Below are 18,888 nucleotides of genomic sequence, written 5' to 3' on the forward strand. Positions count from 1 at the left end.
AACGTAAAGAGTTGTAGTCGAAAACCGCGCCCTTCGCGGATACTCCGGCACAGATGCGGGGGTTGAGAAAAGCATGTCCATCCAGAACCTGAGCCGCGCAATCGCGGACAACAACAGCAGCACCGACGCCTTCGCGTTGACGCTCAACGTACAGCAGTGGGAAACGCTGGCGGGCTACCTGCAGCCCATCGAGACGGGTGTGGGCGACGTTCTCATCGAACAGGGCACGCACGACCGGTCGGTGTACTTCCTGGAGAGCGGCGCCATCAGCGTGCACCGCGTGAGCAGCAAGGAACAGATGAAACTGGCCGTGCTCATGCCCGGATCGGTGGTGGGCGAGGGCTCCTTCTTCTCGCGCCAGCCGCACTCCGCCAACGTGGTGGTCACCGGCGCGGGCCGCGTGTGGCGCCTCACGGCAATCCGCTTCGCGGAAATGTCGAACCGGCAGCCCAACCTGGCCCTGGAGATCGCGATGGGGCTCGGCGCGGTGATCGCCAAACGCATGGCTCACCGGTCCAAGCGCGTTGCAGTGACCTGAGCGCCGGCCTGCCGCTTCGCGCCTCGAATTCGGCCTCGACGGCTCTTCGCCGCCAGTTTTTTCTGAAATCGTTTTCTCCTAGAAGTCCGTCGTCATGGCCTTGATCTGTCCGGTGTGCAGCGCGGAGAACCGCGCGGGCGCCAATTTCTGCCGCGGCTGCGGCGGCAAGCTGGCGCCTGCGGCACCCGCGCCGATGGCGCCGCTTCCGGCCCCCGGCAGCAGATCGGAGCGCGAGTGGGCCGCCACGGCACCCGCGCAACTGCGCGCGCCCACCATTCCGGGCGGGCTGTTCGAAACCGGCGCCTACGCGGCTTCCGCTGCTTCTTCCGCGAGCGCGAGCCTGCCGAACGAGGACAAGACCGTCATCATTGCGCCGGGGTCTTCCGAGCGGCTGCCTTCGCGGCCGCGGGAGGGGCGTGCGAGGAAGAAGTCCTCTTCTTCTTCTTCTTCTTCCGGGAGCAGGACGCGGCGGTCCGCCGGCGCCGAGGCGCAGAAGAAGCCTTCGCGCTCCCGAGGCATGTGGCTGTGGGGGGCGCTGCTGGCGGTGGGCTTGCTCATGATCACCGCCGGCTGGTACGGCTACGGAACCGGCAAGCCGTCCGAAGAGACTCCTCCGGCCGCGGTGGCTCCCATGCCGGCCCCTGCGCCCGCCTTGCTGCCCGAGCCGGCCGCAGCCGCGCCTGAGGCACCTGCCGCCGAGATGCCCGCCGCGGGCGCGGCGGCATCGGCTTCGGCGATGGACGCGCCGGCCGCTGCCAATCCCAAGCCGCCGGCCGCCGCGGCCAAGCCGCGCAAGCCCGCTCCGGCGGCACCTTCGCAGTCTGGCGCGACCGAACCCGCACCGGCTCCCGTCGCTGCGGCACCTTCGTCCCCGGCAGCGGCGGCGCCTGCCGATCCGTTGGCCCTCTGCGGCGACCGGAACTTCATCGCGAAGGCCCAATGCATGGCTGCGCAGTGCCTCAAGCCCGAACACAAGCCGCATGCGCAGTGCGAAGCCGTACGCCGGCAGCAGCGCCTCGAGGAAGAAAAGCGCAATCCCACCCTGGTGAACTGAGCGTACGCGCTCCGGCGCACCGGCTCAGCCTTTTTGCAGCCGCTCGATGGCCACGGCCAGGGCGGCGGGCTTGCCGCACAGCACGAGCGTGTCGCCGTCGGTCAGCACCGTGTCGCCGGTGAACACCTGGTTCTGGCCGTCGTGGCGGCGCAGGCTGGCGACGCGCACGCCCAGGGTTTCGAGCGCCATCCGCGCCAGCGTCTGGCCGACGGCGCGGGCGCCGGGGGTGAGCGTGAAGGTGTTGAGCCGCTCGTGGTCGAGCTCGTCGGCGTTGTCGTCGTCCGCGCCGTGGAAGTAGCCGCGCAGCAGGTTGTAGCGCGCGTCGCGCTGGTCCTGCACCACGCGGATCACGCGCCGCATCGGCACGCCGACCAGCGCCAGCGCATGGCTCGCGAGCATCAGCGAGCCCTCGATGGCCTCGGGCACCACCTCGGTCGCACCGGCCGCCTGCAGCTTCTCGAGGTCGAGGTCGTCCTGCGTGCGCACGATCACCGGCACCTGCGGCGCGTGGGAGCGGATGTTGGCCAGCACCTTCATGGCGCCCGGCACATCGAGATAGGTCACGACCACCGCACTGGCGCGGGCCAGGCCGGCCGCCATCAGCGCCTGCAGCCGCGCCGCGTCGCCGAACACCACCGAATCGCCCGCCGCGGCGGCCTGGCGCACGCGATCGGGGTCGAGGTCCAGCGCCATGTAGGGAATGCCTTCATGCTCCAGGATGCGCGCCAGGTTCTGGCCGCAGCGCCCGTAGCCGCAGATGATGACGTGCTTGGCGGTATTGATGGTCTTGCGCGCGATGCTGGTCATCTGCAGCGATTGCTGCAGCCAGTCGCTCGCCACCAGCTTGCGCACGATGGCGTTGGTGTACATCACGATGAAGGGCGTGGCGAGCATCGACAGCACCATCGAGGCCAGCACCGGGTTGGCCAGCCACGGCGGCAGCAGGCTGCGCTCCTGCGCCAGCGCCAGCAGCACGAAGCCGAATTCGCCGGCTTGCGCCAGGTAGAGGCCGGTGCGCAGCGACACGCCGGAGGTGGCGCCCAGCACCCGCGCCAGCACCGTCACCAGGGCCAGCTTGAACGCCAGCGGCAGCACCAGCAGCACGGCCACCAGCGCCCAGCGCTCCACCACGATGTGCCAGTCGAGCGACATGCCCACCGTGATGAAGAAAAGGCCCAGCAGCACGTCGTGGAACGGCCGGATGTCGGTTTCGACCTGGTGCTTGTATTCGGTTTCCGACACCAGCATGCCGGCGATGAAGGCGCCCAGCGCCAGGCTCAGGCCGGCCAGGTCGGTGAGCCAGGCCAGGCCGAGCGTGACCAGCAGCACGTTCAGGATGAAGAGCTCCTCGCTGCGCCGGCGCGCAACGAGCGTGAGCCACCAGCGCATGATGCGCGGACCGCCGTAGAGCAGCACGCCGATCAGCAGGGTGGCTTTCACCAGCGCCAGGCCGATGGCCTTGGCCAGGGCCTCGGGCGGTGCGCCGAGCGCGGGAATCAGCACCAGCAGCGGCACCACCGCCAGGTCCTGGAACAGCAGCACGCCCATCACGCGCTTGCCGTGCTCGCTTTCGAGTTCGAGACGCTCGGCCATCAGCTTCACGACGATCGCGGTGCTGCTCATCGTGAGTGCGCCCGACAGCGCCAGCGCCGTCTGCCATCCGAGCCGCCAGGCCGGCGGGAGCTGCGAGGCGATGAGCAGCGCCCCGGCGGTGGCAATGGCCATGGTCAGCAGCACCTGCAGCAGGCCCAGGCCGAACACGTGCTTGCGCATGGCGCGCAGCTTGGGCAGGCTGAATTCCAGCCCGATCACGAACATCAGGAACACCACGCCGAACTCGCCGAGGTGGCGGATGGCTTCGGAGTTCTGCGCCAATGCCAGCGCATGCGGCCCGATCAGCACGCCGGCCGACAGATAGCCCAGCATCGGCGGCAGTTTCAGCGAACGGCAGACCACCACGCCGAGCACTGCGGCCAGCAAATACATCAGCGTGAGATCGAACGAGGACATGGCCGGATGCTAGAGCAATGTCCATGCCCCGAACGTGCGGCTTGTATCGAGCGGCGGCGCGCGCCGGCCGGCCCGTAAAATCCGCCGATGAGTTCAGCTCCCCTGCCCCCCGTGGTCGACGCCGACGCAATCCTGGCGCGAGCGCGCGCCACCTTCGACATCGAGTCCGATGCCGTGCTCGGCCTCAAGTCGCGCGTGGGTCCGAGTTTCGTCGACGCCGTGCGCAAGATCCTGGACGTGCGCGGACGCGTGGTCGTCATGGGCATGGGCAAGAGCGGCCATGTCGGCCGCAAGATTGCGGCGACCCTGGCCTCCACCGGCACGCCGGCCATGTTCGTCCACCCGGCCGAAGCGAGCCACGGCGACCTCGGCATGATCAAGCCGGTCGACCTGGTGCTGGCCATCTCCAACAGCGGCGAGGTCGACGAACTCACCGTGATCCTGCCGGTGGTCAAGCGCCAGGGCGTGCCGCTCATCGCCATGACCGGCCGCACCGACTCCACCCTCGCGCGCCACGCCGACATCGTGATCGACGCCGGCGTGGCCAAGGAGGCCTGCCCGCTCAACCTCGCCCCCACCGCGAGCACCACCGCCCAGATGGCCATGGGCGACGCGCTGGCGGTGGCGCTGCTCGACGCGCGCGGCTTCGGCTCCGAAGACTTCGCGCGCTCGCACCCCGGCGGCGCGCTCGGCCGCAAGCTGCTCACGCACGTGAGCGACGTGATGCGCTCGGGCGACGAGGTGCCGCGCGTGGCGCCCACCGCAACGCTCAGCGAGCTGATGCGCGAGATGAGCTCCAAGGGCCTGGGCGCCACCGCCGTGGTCGATGCGCAAGGCCGTGCCATCGGCATCTTCACCGACGGCGACCTGCGCCGCCAGGTCGAGACCGGCGGCGACCTGCGCGGCCTCACCGCCGCCGACGTGATGCACCCCGGCCCGCGCACGCTGCGCGCCGAGGCGCTGGCGGTCGAGGCGGCCGAGCTGATGGAAGAACACCGCATTACCAGCGTGCTCATCGTCGACCCCCAGGGGCTCCTGATCGGCGCGCTCAGCATCAACGATCTGATGCGCGCGAAGGTCATCTGATGCCGATCGACTTTCAGGCCGAGACCTTGCTCGCGGCGCAGGACGTGCGCATCGCGTTCTTCGACATCGATGGCGTGCTGACCGACGGCGGCGTGTATTTCACCGAGCACGGCGAAACCCTCAAGCGCTTCAGCATCCTGGACGGCTACGGCCTCAAGCTGCTGCGCCTGGCGGGTATCACGCCCGCGGTGATCACCGGCCGCGACTCCAAGCCGCTGCGCGTGCGGCTCGAAGCGCTGGGCATCCAGCACGTGCGCTACGGCACCGAAGACAAGCTGCCCGCGGCCCAGGCCATGCTCGAGGAGCTCGGCTTCAGCTGGCTGCAGGCCGCGGCCATCGGCGACGACTGGCCCGACCTGCCCGTGCTGGCGCGCGTCGGCTTTGCGGCCGCGCCCGCCAATGCGCATGCCGAAGTGCGCGAGGCGGTCAACTACGTCACCCGCGCACGCGGCGGAGAAGGCGCGGCGCGCGAATTCTGCGATCTGCTGCTGACGGCCTGCGGCCAATACCGCCGCCTGCTCGACGCCGCCCGGGGTCCCAGGCAATGAAGCGTGCCTGGAACCTGTTGCGCGACGTGCTCGACCGCGCCACGATCTACCTGCCCATCATTCTCACGGCGGCCGTTGCGCTCGGCACCTACTGGCTGGTGCGCAACGCGCCCAAGCTGCTCGCACCCACGGCCAAGGCCGCGCCCACGCACGAGCCCGACTATTTCATGCGCGGCTTCGTGATCAAGAACTTCCTGCCAAACGGCGACCTGCGCAGCGAACTCCATGGCAAGGAAGGCCGGCACTACCCCGACACCGACACCGTCGAGGTCGACGACGTGCGCATGCGCTCGGTTTCGCCGCAGGGCTTCACGACCCACGCCACCGCCAATCGCGGCATCTCCAATTCCGACGGCAGCGAGATCCAGCTCTTCGGCAACGCCATCGTCATCCGCGATCCGGTGGTGGGGCCCAACGGCAAGTCGACGCCGCGGCTGGAGTTCCGCGGCGATTTCCTGCACGCCTTTCTCGACACCGAACGCGTGACCTCGAACAAGCCGGTCACGCTCATCCGCGGCGCCGACCAGTTCACCGCCGAAAACCTCGACTACGACAACCTGAGCGGCGTTGCCAACCTGACCGGCCGGGTGCGCGGCGTCCTGATTCCCTCGGCGGCCGGCAAGCCGCGCTGAACCCGCGCATGAGCCCCTCCCCGCTTGTCTTCATCACCGGCGCATCGAGCGGCATCGGCCAGGCCCTGGCCGCCAGCTTCTACGAGGCGGGCTACCGCCTCGCGCTGGTGGCGCGGCGCACCGCGGAAATCGAATCCTGGGCCGGTGAGCGCCAGCTGGACCCCGCCCGCTACCAGGTCTATGGCGCCGACGTGGCGCAAACCGACAGCATCGTGGCCGCGGGCGCCGCCTGCATCGAACGCCAGGGCCTGCCCGACGTGGTGATTGCAAACGCCGGCATCAGCGTGGGCATCGACACGGCACAGCGCGAGGACATCGAGGTGATGGCCCGGACCTTCGCCACCAATAACGTGGGCCTGATGGCCACCTTCCATCCCTTCGTGGCGGCGATGAGGCAGCGCGGCAGCGGCCGGCTGGTCGGCATCGCGAGCGTCGCGGCCATTCGCGGGCTGCCGGGGCACGGCGCCTATTGCGCCAGCAAGGCGGGCGTGGTCGCGTACTGCGAGAGCCTGCGCGGCGAACTGCACAACAGCGGCGTCAAGGTCGTCACGCTGTGCCCCGGCTACATCGACACGCCGCTGACCCAGGGCAACCGCTACGGCATGCCCTTTCTCATGAAGGCCCGGGACTTTGCCGACCAGGCGCTGCGCGCGATCGAGGCCGGCACCAGCTACCGCGTGATTCCCTGGCAGATGGGCGTGGTCGCCAAGCTGATGCGCATGCTGCCGAACGCGCTGCTCGACCGCGCCGTGCAGGGCCGCGCCCGCAAGAAGCGCAGCGGCGAAAGCTGATGAATTCACCGGGGCGGCGGCCCCAATGAAAAAGGCTCCCTGAGGAGCCCTTTTTACTTGTGCGTGCCTGGCTGCAGCGCTCAGTAGCCGCTGTTGCCGCCACCACCGTAGCCGCCGCCGCCGCCGGAGCGGCCACCGCCGCCACCGCCACGGGGGCCGGCGCCATAGGGGCTGCGGAAGCCGCCATCGCCACCACCACCGCCGCCGGAGCGGCCACCACCACCGCCGCCATAGCCGCCGCCACCGCCGGAGCGGCCACCGCCGCCACCACCGTAGCCGCCACCACCGCCGCCGTAGCCACCGCCACCACCGCCGCCATAACCACCACCGCCGCCGCCGTAGCCGCCGCCACCGCTGCGCGGGGGGCGTGCTTCCATGGGACGTGCTTCATTGACGACGACGCTGCGGCCGCCGAGCGGCTGGCCGTTCATGCCATTGATGGCTGCTTGCGCTTCCGCGTCACTGCCCATCTCGACGAAGCCGAAGCCCTTCGAGCGGCCCGTGTCGCGTTCCATCATGACCTTGGCGCTGGTCACCGCGCCGAATTGTCCAAAAGCCTGTTCGAGATCACTGTCGCGCACCGAGTAAGGCAGGTTGCCGACATACAGTTTGTTGCCCATCAAGGGACTCCTATAAACACATAGCAAGAAAAGCGATGGAGTCCCGAAAGCATCACTCAAACGAGAGCCGTCGAGTCGCGCGAAACTGACCGATCACCGAACTTCCTCCCCGGCAAAATGAAGAGGGAGGCTCGTGCATTATGGGTGAAATACGTGAAATGCAAGCAGTAATTTGCTGCATCCTGTAGGGCCTCGAAAAATTTATGGAAAGCTAGCGCACGCTTACAAAACCGGCCGTTGGCTGCGGCGCAGCAGGTAGAATCCCACCCGTCATTGGGGAGTAGCCGCCTTCCATCGCGAGAAGGGCCCGCGTCAACAGACTTGTCCTGCCCCACACAGGACATGGCGCGTGCAGTGGACACACCTGGCGAGACCTTTGACCGTGCAACTTCGGGAATATGGCCGAAGGTGTTGCACGGTCAATTGCGTCCTTCGGCCCAAGGAACCCCTCTCTTTCATGGAAGCTTTTCTCGTTGCAACCGGCGTGGTTGCGCTCGCCGAAATGGGCGACAAGACCCAACTGCTGGCTCTTCTGCTTGCGGCGCGTTTCAGGAAACCCTGGCCGATCGTGCTCGGGATCTTCGCGGCCACCATCGTCAACCACGCACTGGCCGGCGCGGTCGGCAACTGGATCACCCACTGGCTCGGGCCCGACGTGCTGCGCTGGATCCTGGGCGGCTCGTTCATCGCCATGGCGGCATGGATGCTGATCCCCGACAAGCTCGACGAGGACGACGCCCCCGCGGCCACCCACCACGGGGTCTTCGTCACCACGCTGGTCGCGTTCTTCCTGGCCGAAATGGGCGACAAGACCCAGATCGCGACCGTCATGCTGGCCGCGCGCTTCACGCAGGAGTATTTCTGGGTGGTCGCCGGCACGACGCTCGGCATGATGCTGGCCAACGCGCCGGTGGTGTGGCTCGGCGAGAAGATCGTGCGGCGCGTGCCCATCAAGCTGGTGCACGGCGTCTCGGCCGCGATCTTCCTCGTGCTCGGCCTCGTGATGGTCGTCGGCTGGTAGCGCGGCGGGGCGATATACTGCCGGCTGCGCCGATTTGCTTCAGCTTGCGGGCGCTTAATAAATTCAGCTAAAGACAGTCAAGTTGGCGAACAAGCAACCCGGCTCGTTTTTGGCGAGGCCGGGTTTTTCATTGATGTCGTCACCTCCCTTGGTCGTCACTCCGCAGTCGATGCAGTTCGAGGGCCCGCTGGCCCTGCGCAGCGGCGCGTCGCTCGGCAGCTACACGCTCGCCTACGAAACCTACGGCACCCTGAACGCCGAGCGCAGCAACGCGGTGCTGGTCTGCCATGCGCTCAATGCCTCGCACCACGTGGCCGGCACCTACGAAGGCCAGGCGCGGTCGGAAGGCTGGTGGGACAACATGGTGGGTCCAGGCAAGCCGGTCGACACCGACCGCTTCTTCGTGATCGGCGTGAACAACCTCGGCTCCTGTTTCGGCTCCACCGGCCCGATGCATGTCAACCCCGCCACCGGCCGCGTCTATGGCGCGGATTTTCCGGTGGTCACGGTCGAAGACTGGGTCGATGCGCAGGCCGCGCTGCTCGACGCGCTCGGCATCCGCACGCTCGCGGCGGTGATGGGCGGCAGCTTGGGCGGCATGCAGGCGCTGTCGTGGACGCTGCAGTACCCCGATCGCGTGCGGCATGCCGTGGTGGTGGCCAGCGCGCCCAACCTCACGGCCGAGAACATCGCCTTCAACGAAGTGGCGCGCCGCGCCATAGTCACCGACCCCGACTTCCACGGCGGCCACTTCTACGAGCACGGCGTGATCCCCAAGCGCGGCCTGCGCATCGCGCGGATGATCGGCCACATCACCTATCTGAGCGACGACGTCATGAACGCCAAGTTCGGCCGCATCCTGCGCAGCGCGGTCGAGGGCGAGGCGGCGGCGCTCGACTACCGCTACTCCACGCAGGAGATCGAATTCCAGATCGAGAGCTACCTGCGCTACCAGGGCGACAAGTTCAGCGAATACTTCGACGCCAACACCTACCTGCTGATCACGCGCGCGCTCGACTACTTCGACCCCGCGCGTTCGCATGGCGGCAACCTCAGCGCGGCATTCGCGGGCGCCACCGCCAAGTTCCTCCTCGTGAGCTTCAAGACCGACTGGCGCTTCTCGCCCGCGCGCAGCCGCGAACTGGTGAAGGCGCTGCTCGACAACCGCCGCAACGTGAGCTACGCCGAAATCGACGCACCGCACGGGCACGACGCCTTCCTGCTCGACGACGTGCGCTACATGGGCGTGGTGCGTTCCTACTTCGAGCGCGTGGCGCACGAGGTGCTGGCCGAAGGGAGTGCATCGTGAGCGACATCGAGACCCAGCGCCTCATCGCCAACCTCGTGCCCGAGGGCGCGCGCGTGCTCGACCTCGGCTGCGGCGACGGCGCGCTGCTCGACCTGCTGCAGCGTGAGCGCGGCTGCAGCGGCTACGGCGTGGAAATTGCCGACGGCAACGTGCTGCAGTGCATCCGCCGCGGCGTCGACGTGATCCAGCTGAACCTCGACGAAGGCCTGGCGATGTTCGACGACGCCTCGTTCGACGTGGTGCTGCAGATCGACACGCTGCAGCATCTGCGAAACGCCGAGATCATGCTGCGCGAAACCGCGCGCGTGGGCCGCATCGGCATCGTGGCCTTTCCCAACTTCGCGCACTGGCCCAACCGCATCAGCATTGCGCGCGGCCGCATGCCGGTGACGCGCCGCCTGCCCTACCAGTGGTACGACACGCCCAACATCCGGGTCGGCACCTTCAAGGATTTCGAGGTGCTGGCGCAGAAGAACAGCCTGAGCGTGCTCGATGCCTTCGGCGTGCAGGAAGGCCGCAGCGTGCGCTGGCTGCCCAATGCACGCGCGGGCACGGCCGTGTTCAAGTTCGAGCGGGAGCGCTGAGCGCTTCCGCGCCCCGACTGAAAACGGCAGCTCCATGAGCTTCACGCTTGCGCAACCGGTACACAGCGAACTGCTGGTCAAGAAGAGCCGCTTCATCGGCTGCGTGCAGCCGGTGGCCGACCGGGCCGCGGCCCTGGCCGTGGTGGCATCCCTTCGCGCCGAGCACCCCGCCGCCGCGCATGTCTGCTGGGCACTGATGGCGGGTGGCCAGTCGGCCGCCAACGACGACGGCGAGCCGGGCGGCACGGCCGGGCGACCCATGCTCGAGGTGCTGCGGCACCAGCAGCTCGAAGGCGTGCTTGCCACGGTGGTGCGGTACTTCGGCGGCATCAAGCTGGGCGCGGGCGGACTCGTGCGGGCCTACACCGACGCGGTGGCGCAGGCCTGCCTCGGGGCCGCGCTGGTGCCGCTGGTGCGCCAGCGGCTGCTGCAATGCGCCGTGCCCTATGCGCTCGAAGGACTGGTGCGGCGCGAGATCGCTGCCGTGGCCGGCGCCTCGCTGGTCGATGTGCGGCACGGCGATGCGGTGGACTTCACATTCACGCTGCCCGAGCCCGACGCGAATGCCTTCATCGCCCGCCTCGACGATGCTGCGCAAGGGCGCGCCGTCTGGCCGCAGGCGTGAGCCGGCGCACCGGTACGGCCACGGCCGAGGGCGGTGTCATCGCCAGCACGCCCCGCGATGCGAGCGCTACGGGCCCTGCCATGTCGTCGTCGGGCCCGCGCCGGGCCATCTCGGCCGTCACGATGCCGGTCGGCACCGCGAGCACGCCCCAGCCCAGCAGCATCATCACCGAGGCAATCGCGCGGCCGAGATCCGTCTTCGGCACGAGGTCGCCGAAGCCCACCGTGGCCATGGTCGAGATGGCCCAGTAGATCGCCACCGGAATGCTCGTGAAGCCGTGCTGCGGGCCTTCCACCACGTACATCAGCGTGCCCATCACCAGCACCACCAGCATCACGAAGCCCACGAACACCGTGATCTTCCGCCGGCTCGCGGCCACGGCCGAGACCAGCGCGCGGTATTCCACCGAATAGCGCGACAGCTTGAAGATGCGGAACACGCGCAAAAGCCGCAGGACGCGCACGTCGATCAGGTAGGCGAGCTCGGGCGCGAGCGCCACCAGGAAGGTCGGCAGCAGCGCGAGCAGGTCGATCACGCCATAGAAGCTCAGCGCGTAGCGCAGCGGCTTGTTCACGCAGGCGAGCCGCGCGATGTATTCGAGCGTGAACAGGATGGTGAACATCCATTCGAGCGCGTTGAACACGGGCCGCCACTGTTCGCGGATCGACTGCACGCTGTCGAGGATCACCACCAGCACGCTGGCCACGATCACGGCGATCAAGGCGAGGTCGAACAGCAGACCCGCACGCGTGTCGGCCTCGAAGATCACCGTGAACAGCCGGCGCCGCCAGCCGCTCGCAGGTTTGTCGAAGCGCGAATCGATGGTCGAGGAGATCGCGAGGGTCCGGGCGGCAGGTGCGGTGTTCGATCGGGTCATCTTTTCGGTGGCCGGGGCACGGGGAAGCGGCATTGGCGGCGTGCTGCGGGACTTATTCGGTTACGTTTATTGCGCAATGAAGTGCCGCAGGCCGCGAGCGGGTTCTTACGATAGTCGTTTTGTTGAGGAGCTCCCCATTGGCCACACAGTCCCCCTTTTTCGGCAAGCGTGATCGTGACACCGACTCGTTGACCTCTCGTCCCGCGCCGTTGGTGGGCTCGGGCACCAATCTCTCGGGCTCGCCCGTCAATCCTTCGTCGCTGACCGCGCAGCAAGGGGGCCTCTCTGCAGCGACCGCGCCGGCCAAGGAAGGCGGCAGCAAGCTCACCGTCGGCCCCAACATCAAGCTCAAGGGCGTCGAGATCACCGATTGCGACACGCTCGTGGTCGAAGGCCTGGTCGAAGCAACCATGGACTCGCGCCTGATGCAGATCGCCGAACAGGGCGAGTTCAAGGGCTCGGCCGAGATCGACATCGCCGAGATCCGCGGCGTGTTCGACGGCAACCTCACGGTGCGCGAAAAGCTCGTGATCCACTCGACCGGCAAGGTCACCGGCAAGATCCGCTACGGCAAGATCGTGATCGAGGAAGGCGGCCAGCTGTCCGGCGAAATCAGCTTCGGCGCCAAGCCGTCGCTGCAAGCCGCAGCCTGACCGATCAGGCTCTTTCGGCTCAGGCCGCCTCTTCAGGCGGCTTCCAACCCAGGCGCTCCAGCAAGGCACCGGCCGCGGCCGGTGCTTTCTCTTTGGCGCCGTTGATGAAGTAGACGAACACGTCGCGCTTCCTGGGTGCTTCGGCCCATTGCCGCGCGCGCTCGGCCCAGGTGTCGAGCGCCTTCGGCGCATAGCCGGTCTTGAGCTTGGCGTCGGCCATCATGAGCCGCGCATAGGCGAAGTCGCCTTCGGGCTCCTCGAACGAAGGAAACTTGTCCGCGTCGGTGAACACGGTCGAGACCTTGTGCTTCTTCGCGAGCGCCTGGTAGCCGGGCGTGATGAAGCTCGGGTGCCGCACGTCCATCACGTGGCGCAGCGCGCGGCTGCCTTCCTTTTTGGGCAGCAGCTCGAGAAAGGCCTCGAAATCTTCCGCATCGAAGGGCTTCGTGGGCATGAACTGCCACACGATCGGGCCGAGCTTGTCGCCGAGTTCGCTCACGCCGCTGTCGATGAAGCGCTTGATCGAATCGCCCGCGCTGGCCAGCACCTTGCGATTGGTGGCGAAGCGCGAGGCCTTCATCGAGAACATGAAGTCCTCCGGCACCTCGTCGTGCCATTTGCGGAAGGTCTCGGGCTTGAAGGTGCTGTAGTAGGTGCCATTGATCTCGATGGCGCTGACCTGGCGGCTTGCATAGCGCAGCTCCTTTGCCTGCGCGAGCCCCTTGGGATAGAAATTGTCGCGCCAGGGCTCGTAGGTCCAGCCGCCGATGCCCACCTTGATCCGAGTCGATGCTGCCTTGCTCACATTGCGCTCCGGGTTGAGATCGCCGCACTCTACGCGCGCTCGCCCAAGGGCGCAAAATGCGTTTTTTTCCTTCCCCGCGGAGAACCCGATGAACGCCCCCCTGCACCGCGAAATGCCCACCGGCCTGCTCGATGCCGAGCGTGCCCTGTCCGACGTCACCGCCCAGTGGGATGGCGACATCCTCAAGCAACTCACCGACTACATCGCGATTCCCGCCAAGTCGCCCGGCTTCGACAAGGACTGGTCGGCCCACGGCTACCTTGAAACCGTGCTGCGCAATGCGGCGGCCTGGGTCGAGGCGCAGAAGGTCGAGGGGCTGAAGCTCGAGATCGTGCGCCTCGAAGGCCGTACGCCGGTGCTGTTCTTCGAAGTGCCGGCCACCGGCACTGACATGGGCGAGACCGTGCTGATGTACGGCCACCTCGACAAGCAACCCGAATTCACCGGCTGGCGCAACGACCTCGGCCCCTGGACGCCCAAGTACGAGAACGGCCTGCTCTACGGCCGCGGCGGCGCCGACGACGGCTATGCGGTCTACGCCAGCATTGCCGCGCTGCAGGCGCTCAAGAACCAGGGCGCGGCGCATCCGCGCATCGTCGGGCTGATCGAGACCTGCGAGGAAAGCGGCTCCTACGACCTGCTGCCGTATGTCGACGCATTGCGTCCGCGGCTGGGCAATGTCGAACTGGTGATCTGCCTCGACTCCGGCGCCGGCAACTACGATCAGCTGTGGCTCACCACCTCGCTGCGCGGCATGGCCAGCGGCACGCTCAAGGTCGAGGTGCTGACCGAAGGCATCCACTCGGGCGATGCGTCGGGTCTCGTGCCCTCGAGCTTCCGCATCATGCGGCAGGTGCTCGACCGCCTCGAGGACAGCGCCACCGGCCGCCTGCTGCCCGCGAGCTTCCACTGCGAAGTGCCGGCCGACCGCCTGGCGCAGGCCAGGGCCACCGCGGCGATCCTGGGCGACGAGGTCTACAAGCGTTTCCCGTGGGCGCACTACGACTGCGGCGGCTCGACCGTGTTCGCGCTGCCGACCACCACCGATCCGGTCGAGGCGCTGCTCAACCGCACCTGGAAGCCCACGCTCTCGGTGACCGGCGCCGAGGGTTTTCCGGCGCTGAAGGACGCGGGCAACGTGCTGCGCCCCTACACCGCGTTCAAGCTGTCGCTGCGCCTGCCGCCGCTGGTCGATGCGGCCGAAGCGGTGCAGCAGCTGAAGACGCTGCTCGAGGACAACGCGCCCTACCAGGCACGCGTGACCTTCGAAAGCGGCGGCGGCGCCACCGGCTGGAATGCGCCGACGATCACGCCGTGGTTCGAGGATGCGCTCAACAAGGCCTCGCGGGCGCATTTCGGCGCATCCTGCGGCTACATCGGCCAGGGCGGCACCATTCCGCTGATGAACATGCTGAGCGCCGGCTTCCCCAAGGCGCAGATGATGGTCTGCGGCGTGCTGGGTCCGAAGAGCAATGCCCATGGCCCCAATGAATTCCTGCACGTGCCCTACGCCAAGAAGCTCACGGCTGCGGTGGCCGAGGTGATTGCGGCGCTGCCGGCCGCGCACCGCGCCGCGGCTGCGGAGCCGGCGGCCGCTTGAGCCCGGCGGCGGCGCAGCTGCTGCCTTTGCCGCAGCGGGTTTCGCTGCCCACGCCGGACGGCGAAACACTGCTGCTGCGCCGCCTTCCGGCGGCCGGCGCATCGCGCGGCGTCGTCGTGCTGGTGCATGGGCTCGGCGAGCATGCCGGGCGCTATCACCCACTTGCGGCGCGCCTGCACGCATGGGGCTTCGCAGTGTGGGCCCATGACCATCATGGCCACGGCGGATCGTCCGGTGCGCGCGGCGTGCTGCCCGGCGAACTGCGGCTGGTCGAAGACCTCGCGCTGGTTATCGACGATGCGCGGCGCGAGAACCCCGGCTTGCCGCTGCTGCTGCTCGGCCACAGCCTGGGCGGGCTGGTCGCGGCCAGCCTGGTGGCGCGCGGTGTGCGGCCGGTCGACGGGCTGGTGCTGTCCTCGCCAGGGCTCGACCCGGGCCTGAACTGGTTCCAGAAGGCGCTGCTCGCGGTGCTGCCGCGCATTGCGCCCGGGCTGCGCGTCGGCAACGGCCTGGACGACAACTTTCTTTCGCACGACCGGGCGGTGGTGCAGGCCTACCGCGACGATCCGCTCACGCACGACCGCATCGGCAGCCGGCTCGCTCGCTTTCTGGCGCACGAAGGGGCGATAGTGCAGCAGGCGGCGGCGCACTGGCCGGTGCCGACCCTGCTGCTGTATGCAGGCGACGACCGCCTGGTGGCGCCGGCCGCCAGCCGGGCCTTCGCGGCTGCCGCCGCGCCCGGCGGCATGGTCGAAGCGCAGTGCTTCGAATCGATGTACCACGAGATATTCAACGAGCTCGAGGCTGAACCCGTGTTCGCCGCGCTGCAGCGCTGGCTCGGCAAGCGCTTTCCGCCGGACTGAAGAAGGAGGAAGCGCTTCAGGCGCTCGCGGCCGCAGCCGCGCGCCGGCGCGTCTGCGCGAGCCAGAGCAGTGCCGCGCCCGTGAGCGCCACCGGCACCAGCGAGCCGTAGTTCAGCAGCTGCCAGCCCTGCGTCGTGACCAGCACGCCCGAGGCGAATGAAGTCAGCGCGAGCGTCGCGAACACGCAGAAATTGAGTGCGCCCTGCGCCCGGTCGCGCTCTTCCGCGGTGTAGGCCGTGAGCGAGAGCGTGGTGCTGCCCGTGAACAGGAAATTCCATCCCACGCCCAGCAGGCACAGGGCCACGAGGAAGTGCTGCAGCGTCACGCCCGACAGCGCAACGGCGATGCAGCCAAAGTTCAGCGCGAGCCCCACGCCCATCACCGGCAGCGCGCCGAAGCGGCGGATCAGGTGGCCGGTGAAGAAGCCCGGCGCGAACATGCCGATCACATGCCATTCGAGCACCAGCGCGGCGTCGGAAAAAGGCAGGCTGCAGATTTGCATGGCAATGGGCGTGGCGGCCATCAGCAGGTTCATCACGCCAAAGCCCAGCGCGCCCGCCGCGGCCGCCACAATGAACACCGGCTGGCGCATGATCTGAGACAGCGGCCGCCCGCCCAGCGCCTGCTGGCGCGTGAGCGTGGCGGGAAACTCGATGAAGCGCATGACCACCATCGACACCAGCGCCACCGCCGCCAGCGCGATGTAGGCGCCCGCGAACGGCACCGCGAACGCTTCGCGCGTGGCGGCCGCGAGGTTGGGCCCCGCCACCGCGCCGATCAAGCCGCCGGCCATCACCAGCGACACCGCCTTCTCGCGCCAAGCCGGGGCCGCGAGTTCGGCGGCCGCGAAGCGATAGAGGTTGGCGTTGGCGTTGTAGTAGCCCGCCACCAGCGTGGCCAGGCACAGGAGCCAGAAGTTCTTCGAGATGGCCGCGAAGGCGCACAGCAAGGCCGAGCCCAGCCCCACCGCCAGCCCGATCTGGAACGACCCGCGCCGCCCGAAGTGCTGCTGCGTGCGCGCCACCAGCCCGGTGGTGAGCGCCCCGCCCACCACATAGCCCATGACCGGCAGCGTGGCCATCCAGCCGCGCGGCGCGATGCTCAGGCCGACCAGCCCGTTGATGGCAATGAAGGTGACGTTGTTGGTCAGGAATAGGCCCTGGCAGATGGCGAGCAGCCAGAGGTTGCGGTTCATGGAGAAATGGCGGCGAAGGCGTGTTGCGGCATGGAAGGCTGCGGTTCTACGCGAATCGCCCTGGATGCGCCAGCCGAAATGCGGCAGGCAAAAAAAAGCGCCCTCGCGGGCGCCGGAATTTCCGATGAGCAAACAGTTCGCTCAAGGCTGCCTGTTCTGCAGCAGGCTGCCGAGCGTACCCAGCAGGTCGTTCGGGTTGTCCAGGCCCTGCTCCGGCACCTTGCCGTGCGGCGTGAGCTGGTCGATCAGGGCCGGCAGCATGGTGGCCAGCATGGGCAGCAGCGTTTGCGCATTGATGCCAAGCTTGGAGGCGATGCTGGCGATGGTGTCGCTGCCCAGCGCGTTCTCCAACTGGCCGCCGGACACGGGCTGGTTTTCGCCCTTGCCGATCCAGGAGCCGATCACGTCGCCCATGCCGGCCTGCTCGAATTTCGAGACCAGGCCTCCAAGGCCACCCGTGCCGCCGTTGTTGGCGAGCAGGCCGCCCAGCGCGCCAGCGAGGCCTCCCAGGTCTCCCAGCCCGCCGATGCCGCCGCCTTGCGGCTGCTGCTGTTGGGCGGCGCCCCCGAGAACCTGGCCGAGTACCGAATCGAGCATTCCCATGGACGTTTCCTTGGTGTGTGACAGAACCGCTGGCATTTTCCCAGCGCGAGGGGCCCCGGGCGAGCAAGCTTGTTTACTTTTAAGCCCGCAGCGTGACAAATTACCTGGGACGCGGTGCGCGTTTCGGCAGCAATGCGGGGCTTACCCCTTGCACGCCGACCAGACCCAGCACTGTCACCAGCGAATTCTGCGCGCCTTTCCAGGCATCTGTCACGTCGATCGATTCGCTCAGGGCATGGAAGCCGGTCGACTTTCCGCCGCCGCCGATGATGATGGCCGGGATGCCGTACGACATCGGCACGTTGGCGTCGGTGCTGCCGCCGCGCAGCAGCGTCTTGTGGCCGAAGGCGGTGTTCGAGCGGACGGCCGCCTCCACGATCACCGAATCGGACGGCGTGCGCCCGCCCGGCCGGTCGCCGATCAGCTTGTTGCTGGCGCTCAGCGTCGCCACGTTCCAGCGCTTGTTCTCCTCGGCCACCGCTTCGTCGATGGCCGCGAGGATCTTCTTTTCGGTTTCCAGCAGCGACGCCATGTCGTCCGAGCGGATGTCGATGGCCATGCGGGCATCGGGCGCAATGGTGTTCACCGAGGTGCCGCCGCCCACGGTGCCGACGGTGAAGGTGGTCTTGGGAAAGCTGGGCGTGCGGACTTCGGCGATCTTGGCAATGGCGCGGCCCATGCCGTGGATGGCGCTGGGCACCTGGCCGAACGCGGCAAAGCTGTGGCCCCCCGGTCCCTTGAACGTGACTTCATAGCGATGGCTCGCCGTGCCCAGGACCAGCACGTTGCCGTCGGGTGAAGGCTCCAGCCCCACCATGCCGTCGATGTCGAGATGGTCGCGGAAGATGGCCTTCATGCCGCGCAGGTTGCCCAGCTCTTCCTCGCCGACATTGGCGACGAAGAGCAGGTCGCCCACGGTCTGGATCTTGTTGTCGTTGAGCACCTTGAGCCACGACAGCAGCACCGACAGGCCGCGCGTATCGTCCGCGATGCCGGGCGCGTGGAGCTTGCCCTCATGCTCCTTCACCTTCACGTCGGTGCCGGCGGGGAACACGGTGTCCAGGTGGGCCGACACCAGAAGCTTGGGGCCGTTTCCGGTGCCCTTGCGCAGGCCGATCACGTTGCCTTCGGCATCGATCCTCGCGTCGGCGAGCCCGAGCGCCTTCATGCGTGCCAGGAAGGCTTCGGCGCGCTTGCTTTCCTTGAACGGCGGCGCTTCGATCTCGGTCAGCATCTTGAGGTCTTCGACCGAGCGCTCATGGTCGGCCTTGACCGCGTCGAGCAGCTTCTGGATCGCGGGCGCCGCCATCAGCTGGGTGAAGGTCTTGTCCACCTCGGGCGTGACCTGTGCAGGCGTGGGCGCCACGGCGGTGTTCTGGGCCTGCGCGCCGTGGACGGCGCAGAGCATGGCCAGCATAAGGGGAGCGAGCCGGAGGGCGCGGGGCGAACGAGGCATGGCGTGGAGATCCTTTTC

The 18,888-nt window shown here is 68.0% G+C and carries 20 protein-coding genes and 1 riboswitch; of the genes, 13 read left to right on the plus strand and 7 right to left on the minus strand.

The window, feature by feature from the left end:
* The first annotated feature begins 73 nt into the window (after positions 1-73).
* Positions 74-538, plus strand: coding sequence for a Crp/Fnr family transcriptional regulator (locus tag IB278_RS18960; protein ID WP_145738939.1), 465 nt, complete (start codon positions 74-76; stop codon positions 536-538).
* A 94-nt stretch (positions 539-632) separates the two neighbouring features.
* Positions 633-1,592 (plus strand): hypothetical protein, encoded by a 960-nt coding sequence (locus IB278_RS34085; protein ID WP_145738941.1) that lies wholly within the window; start codon positions 633-635, stop codon positions 1,590-1,592.
* A 24-nt stretch (positions 1,593-1,616) separates the two neighbouring features.
* Here the strand turns inward: IB278_RS34085 and IB278_RS18970 are convergent, their stop codons facing one another.
* Positions 1,617-3,602: a monovalent cation:proton antiporter family protein gene (locus tag IB278_RS18970; RefSeq protein WP_192324822.1), complete on the minus strand. Its 1,986-nt coding sequence runs from the start codon at positions 3,600-3,602 to the stop codon at positions 1,617-1,619.
* 87 nt (positions 3,603-3,689) lie between these two features.
* Here IB278_RS18970 and IB278_RS18975 point away from each other — a divergent pair, with 87 nt between their 5' ends.
* From IB278_RS18975 to IB278_RS18990, 4 genes are read left to right on the plus strand one after another with little or no spacing between them, the layout of a single operon-like run.
* Positions 3,690-4,688, plus strand: a complete 999-nt coding sequence (locus IB278_RS18975; protein WP_145738945.1) for a KpsF/GutQ family sugar-phosphate isomerase — start codon at positions 3,690-3,692, stop codon at positions 4,686-4,688.
* Positions 4,688-5,236 carry a KdsC family phosphatase gene (locus IB278_RS18980; protein ID WP_145738947.1) on the plus strand — a complete coding sequence of 183 codons (549 nt, stop codon included), beginning with the start codon at positions 4,688-4,690 and terminating at the stop codon, positions 5,234-5,236. The genes IB278_RS18975 and IB278_RS18980 overlap by 1 nt, the downstream gene beginning before the upstream one ends.
* The gene (gene lptC / locus IB278_RS18985) at positions 5,233-5,868 is read left to right on the plus strand and encodes an LPS export ABC transporter periplasmic protein LptC (RefSeq protein ID WP_145738949.1); all 636 of its coding nucleotides are present in this window, start codon (positions 5,233-5,235) and stop codon (positions 5,866-5,868) included. The genes IB278_RS18980 and lptC overlap by 4 nt, the downstream gene beginning before the upstream one ends.
* A gap of 8 nt (positions 5,869-5,876) precedes the next feature.
* A complete protein-coding gene (locus IB278_RS18990; RefSeq protein WP_145738951.1) occupies positions 5,877-6,659 on the plus strand; it encodes an SDR family oxidoreductase in 783 nt (260 codons plus the stop codon).
* Between the two features lie 80 nt (positions 6,660-6,739).
* Here IB278_RS18990 and IB278_RS18995 read toward each other — a convergent pair whose 3' ends face one another.
* On the minus strand, positions 6,740-7,279 hold the full coding sequence (locus IB278_RS18995; protein ID WP_192324824.1) for an RNA recognition motif domain-containing protein: 540 nt from the start codon (positions 7,277-7,279) through the stop codon (positions 6,740-6,742).
* A gap of 263 nt (positions 7,280-7,542) precedes the next feature.
* Positions 7,543-7,719: riboswitch (yybP-ykoY riboswitch) on the plus strand.
* Between the two features lie 17 nt (positions 7,720-7,736).
* On the opposite strand from IB278_RS18995, the gene IB278_RS19000 reads away from it, so the two are divergent.
* The 4 genes from IB278_RS19000 (at position 7,737) to IB278_RS19015 (ending at position 10,818) form a co-directional block, all read left to right on the plus strand.
* On the plus strand, positions 7,737-8,300 hold the full coding sequence (locus tag IB278_RS19000; protein ID WP_145738954.1) for a TMEM165/GDT1 family protein: 564 nt from the start codon (positions 7,737-7,739) through the stop codon (positions 8,298-8,300).
* A gap of 133 nt (positions 8,301-8,433) precedes the next feature.
* Positions 8,434-9,609, plus strand: a complete 1,176-nt coding sequence (gene metX, locus IB278_RS19005) for a homoserine O-succinyltransferase MetX (protein ID WP_145738955.1) — start codon at positions 8,434-8,436, stop codon at positions 9,607-9,609.
* Positions 9,606-10,193 carry a methionine biosynthesis protein MetW gene (metW, locus tag IB278_RS19010; protein WP_145738956.1) on the plus strand — a complete coding sequence of 196 codons (588 nt, stop codon included), beginning with the start codon at positions 9,606-9,608 and terminating at the stop codon, positions 10,191-10,193. The genes metX and metW overlap by 4 nt, the downstream gene beginning before the upstream one ends.
* A gap of 34 nt (positions 10,194-10,227) precedes the next feature.
* Positions 10,228-10,818: an IMPACT family protein gene (locus IB278_RS19015; RefSeq protein WP_192324826.1), complete on the plus strand. Its 591-nt coding sequence runs from the start codon at positions 10,228-10,230 to the stop codon at positions 10,816-10,818.
* Here IB278_RS19015 and IB278_RS19020 read toward each other — a convergent pair.
* A complete protein-coding gene (locus IB278_RS19020; RefSeq protein ID WP_145738959.1) occupies positions 10,763-11,695 on the minus strand; it encodes an ion transporter in 933 nt (310 codons plus the stop codon). The two genes, IB278_RS19015 and IB278_RS19020, sit on opposite strands and share 56 nt — an antisense overlap.
* 137 nt (positions 11,696-11,832) lie before the next feature.
* Between IB278_RS19020 and IB278_RS19025 the strand changes: the two genes are divergently transcribed.
* On the plus strand, positions 11,833-12,348 hold the full coding sequence (locus IB278_RS19025) for a bactofilin family protein (protein ID WP_055807343.1): 516 nt from the start codon (positions 11,833-11,835) through the stop codon (positions 12,346-12,348).
* A 19-nt stretch (positions 12,349-12,367) separates the two neighbouring features.
* Here the strand turns inward: IB278_RS19025 and IB278_RS19030 are convergent, their stop codons facing one another.
* A complete protein-coding gene (locus tag IB278_RS19030) occupies positions 12,368-13,153 on the minus strand; it encodes a DUF72 domain-containing protein (protein WP_145738961.1) in 786 nt (261 codons plus the stop codon).
* Positions 13,154-13,241: 88 nt separating this feature from the next.
* Here IB278_RS19030 and IB278_RS19035 point away from each other — a divergent pair, with 88 nt between their 5' ends.
* Positions 13,242-14,753 carry a M20 family metallopeptidase gene (locus IB278_RS19035; RefSeq protein WP_145738962.1) on the plus strand — a complete coding sequence of 504 codons (1,512 nt, stop codon included), beginning with the start codon at positions 13,242-13,244 and terminating at the stop codon, positions 14,751-14,753.
* The gene (locus tag IB278_RS19040; RefSeq protein ID WP_145738964.1) at positions 14,750-15,616 is read left to right on the plus strand and encodes an alpha/beta hydrolase; all 867 of its coding nucleotides are present in this window, start codon (positions 14,750-14,752) and stop codon (positions 15,614-15,616) included. Before IB278_RS19035 ends, IB278_RS19040 begins: the two co-directional genes overlap by 4 nt.
* 16 nt (positions 15,617-15,632) lie before the next feature.
* Here IB278_RS19040 and IB278_RS19045 read toward each other — a convergent pair whose 3' ends face one another.
* The 3 genes from IB278_RS19045 to IB278_RS19055 form a co-directional block, all read right to left on the minus strand.
* Positions 15,633-16,811 (minus strand): MFS transporter, encoded by a 1,179-nt coding sequence (locus IB278_RS19045; protein WP_192324828.1) that lies wholly within the window; start codon positions 16,809-16,811, stop codon positions 15,633-15,635.
* 141 nt (positions 16,812-16,952) lie between these two features.
* A complete protein-coding gene (locus tag IB278_RS19050; protein WP_209500338.1) occupies positions 16,953-17,414 on the minus strand; it encodes a YidB family protein in 462 nt (153 codons plus the stop codon).
* Positions 17,415-17,514: 100 nt separating this feature from the next.
* Entirely contained in the window at positions 17,515-18,870 is a 1,356-nt protein-coding gene (locus IB278_RS19055; protein WP_145738970.1) for a M20/M25/M40 family metallo-hydrolase, read from the minus strand.
* Between the last annotated feature and the right edge of the window lie 18 nt (positions 18,871-18,888).

The sequence above is a fragment of the Variovorax sp. VRV01 genome (assembly GCF_014852545.1).
Lineage (GTDB): Bacteria > Pseudomonadota > Gammaproteobacteria > Burkholderiales > Burkholderiaceae_C > Variovorax > Variovorax beijingensis_A.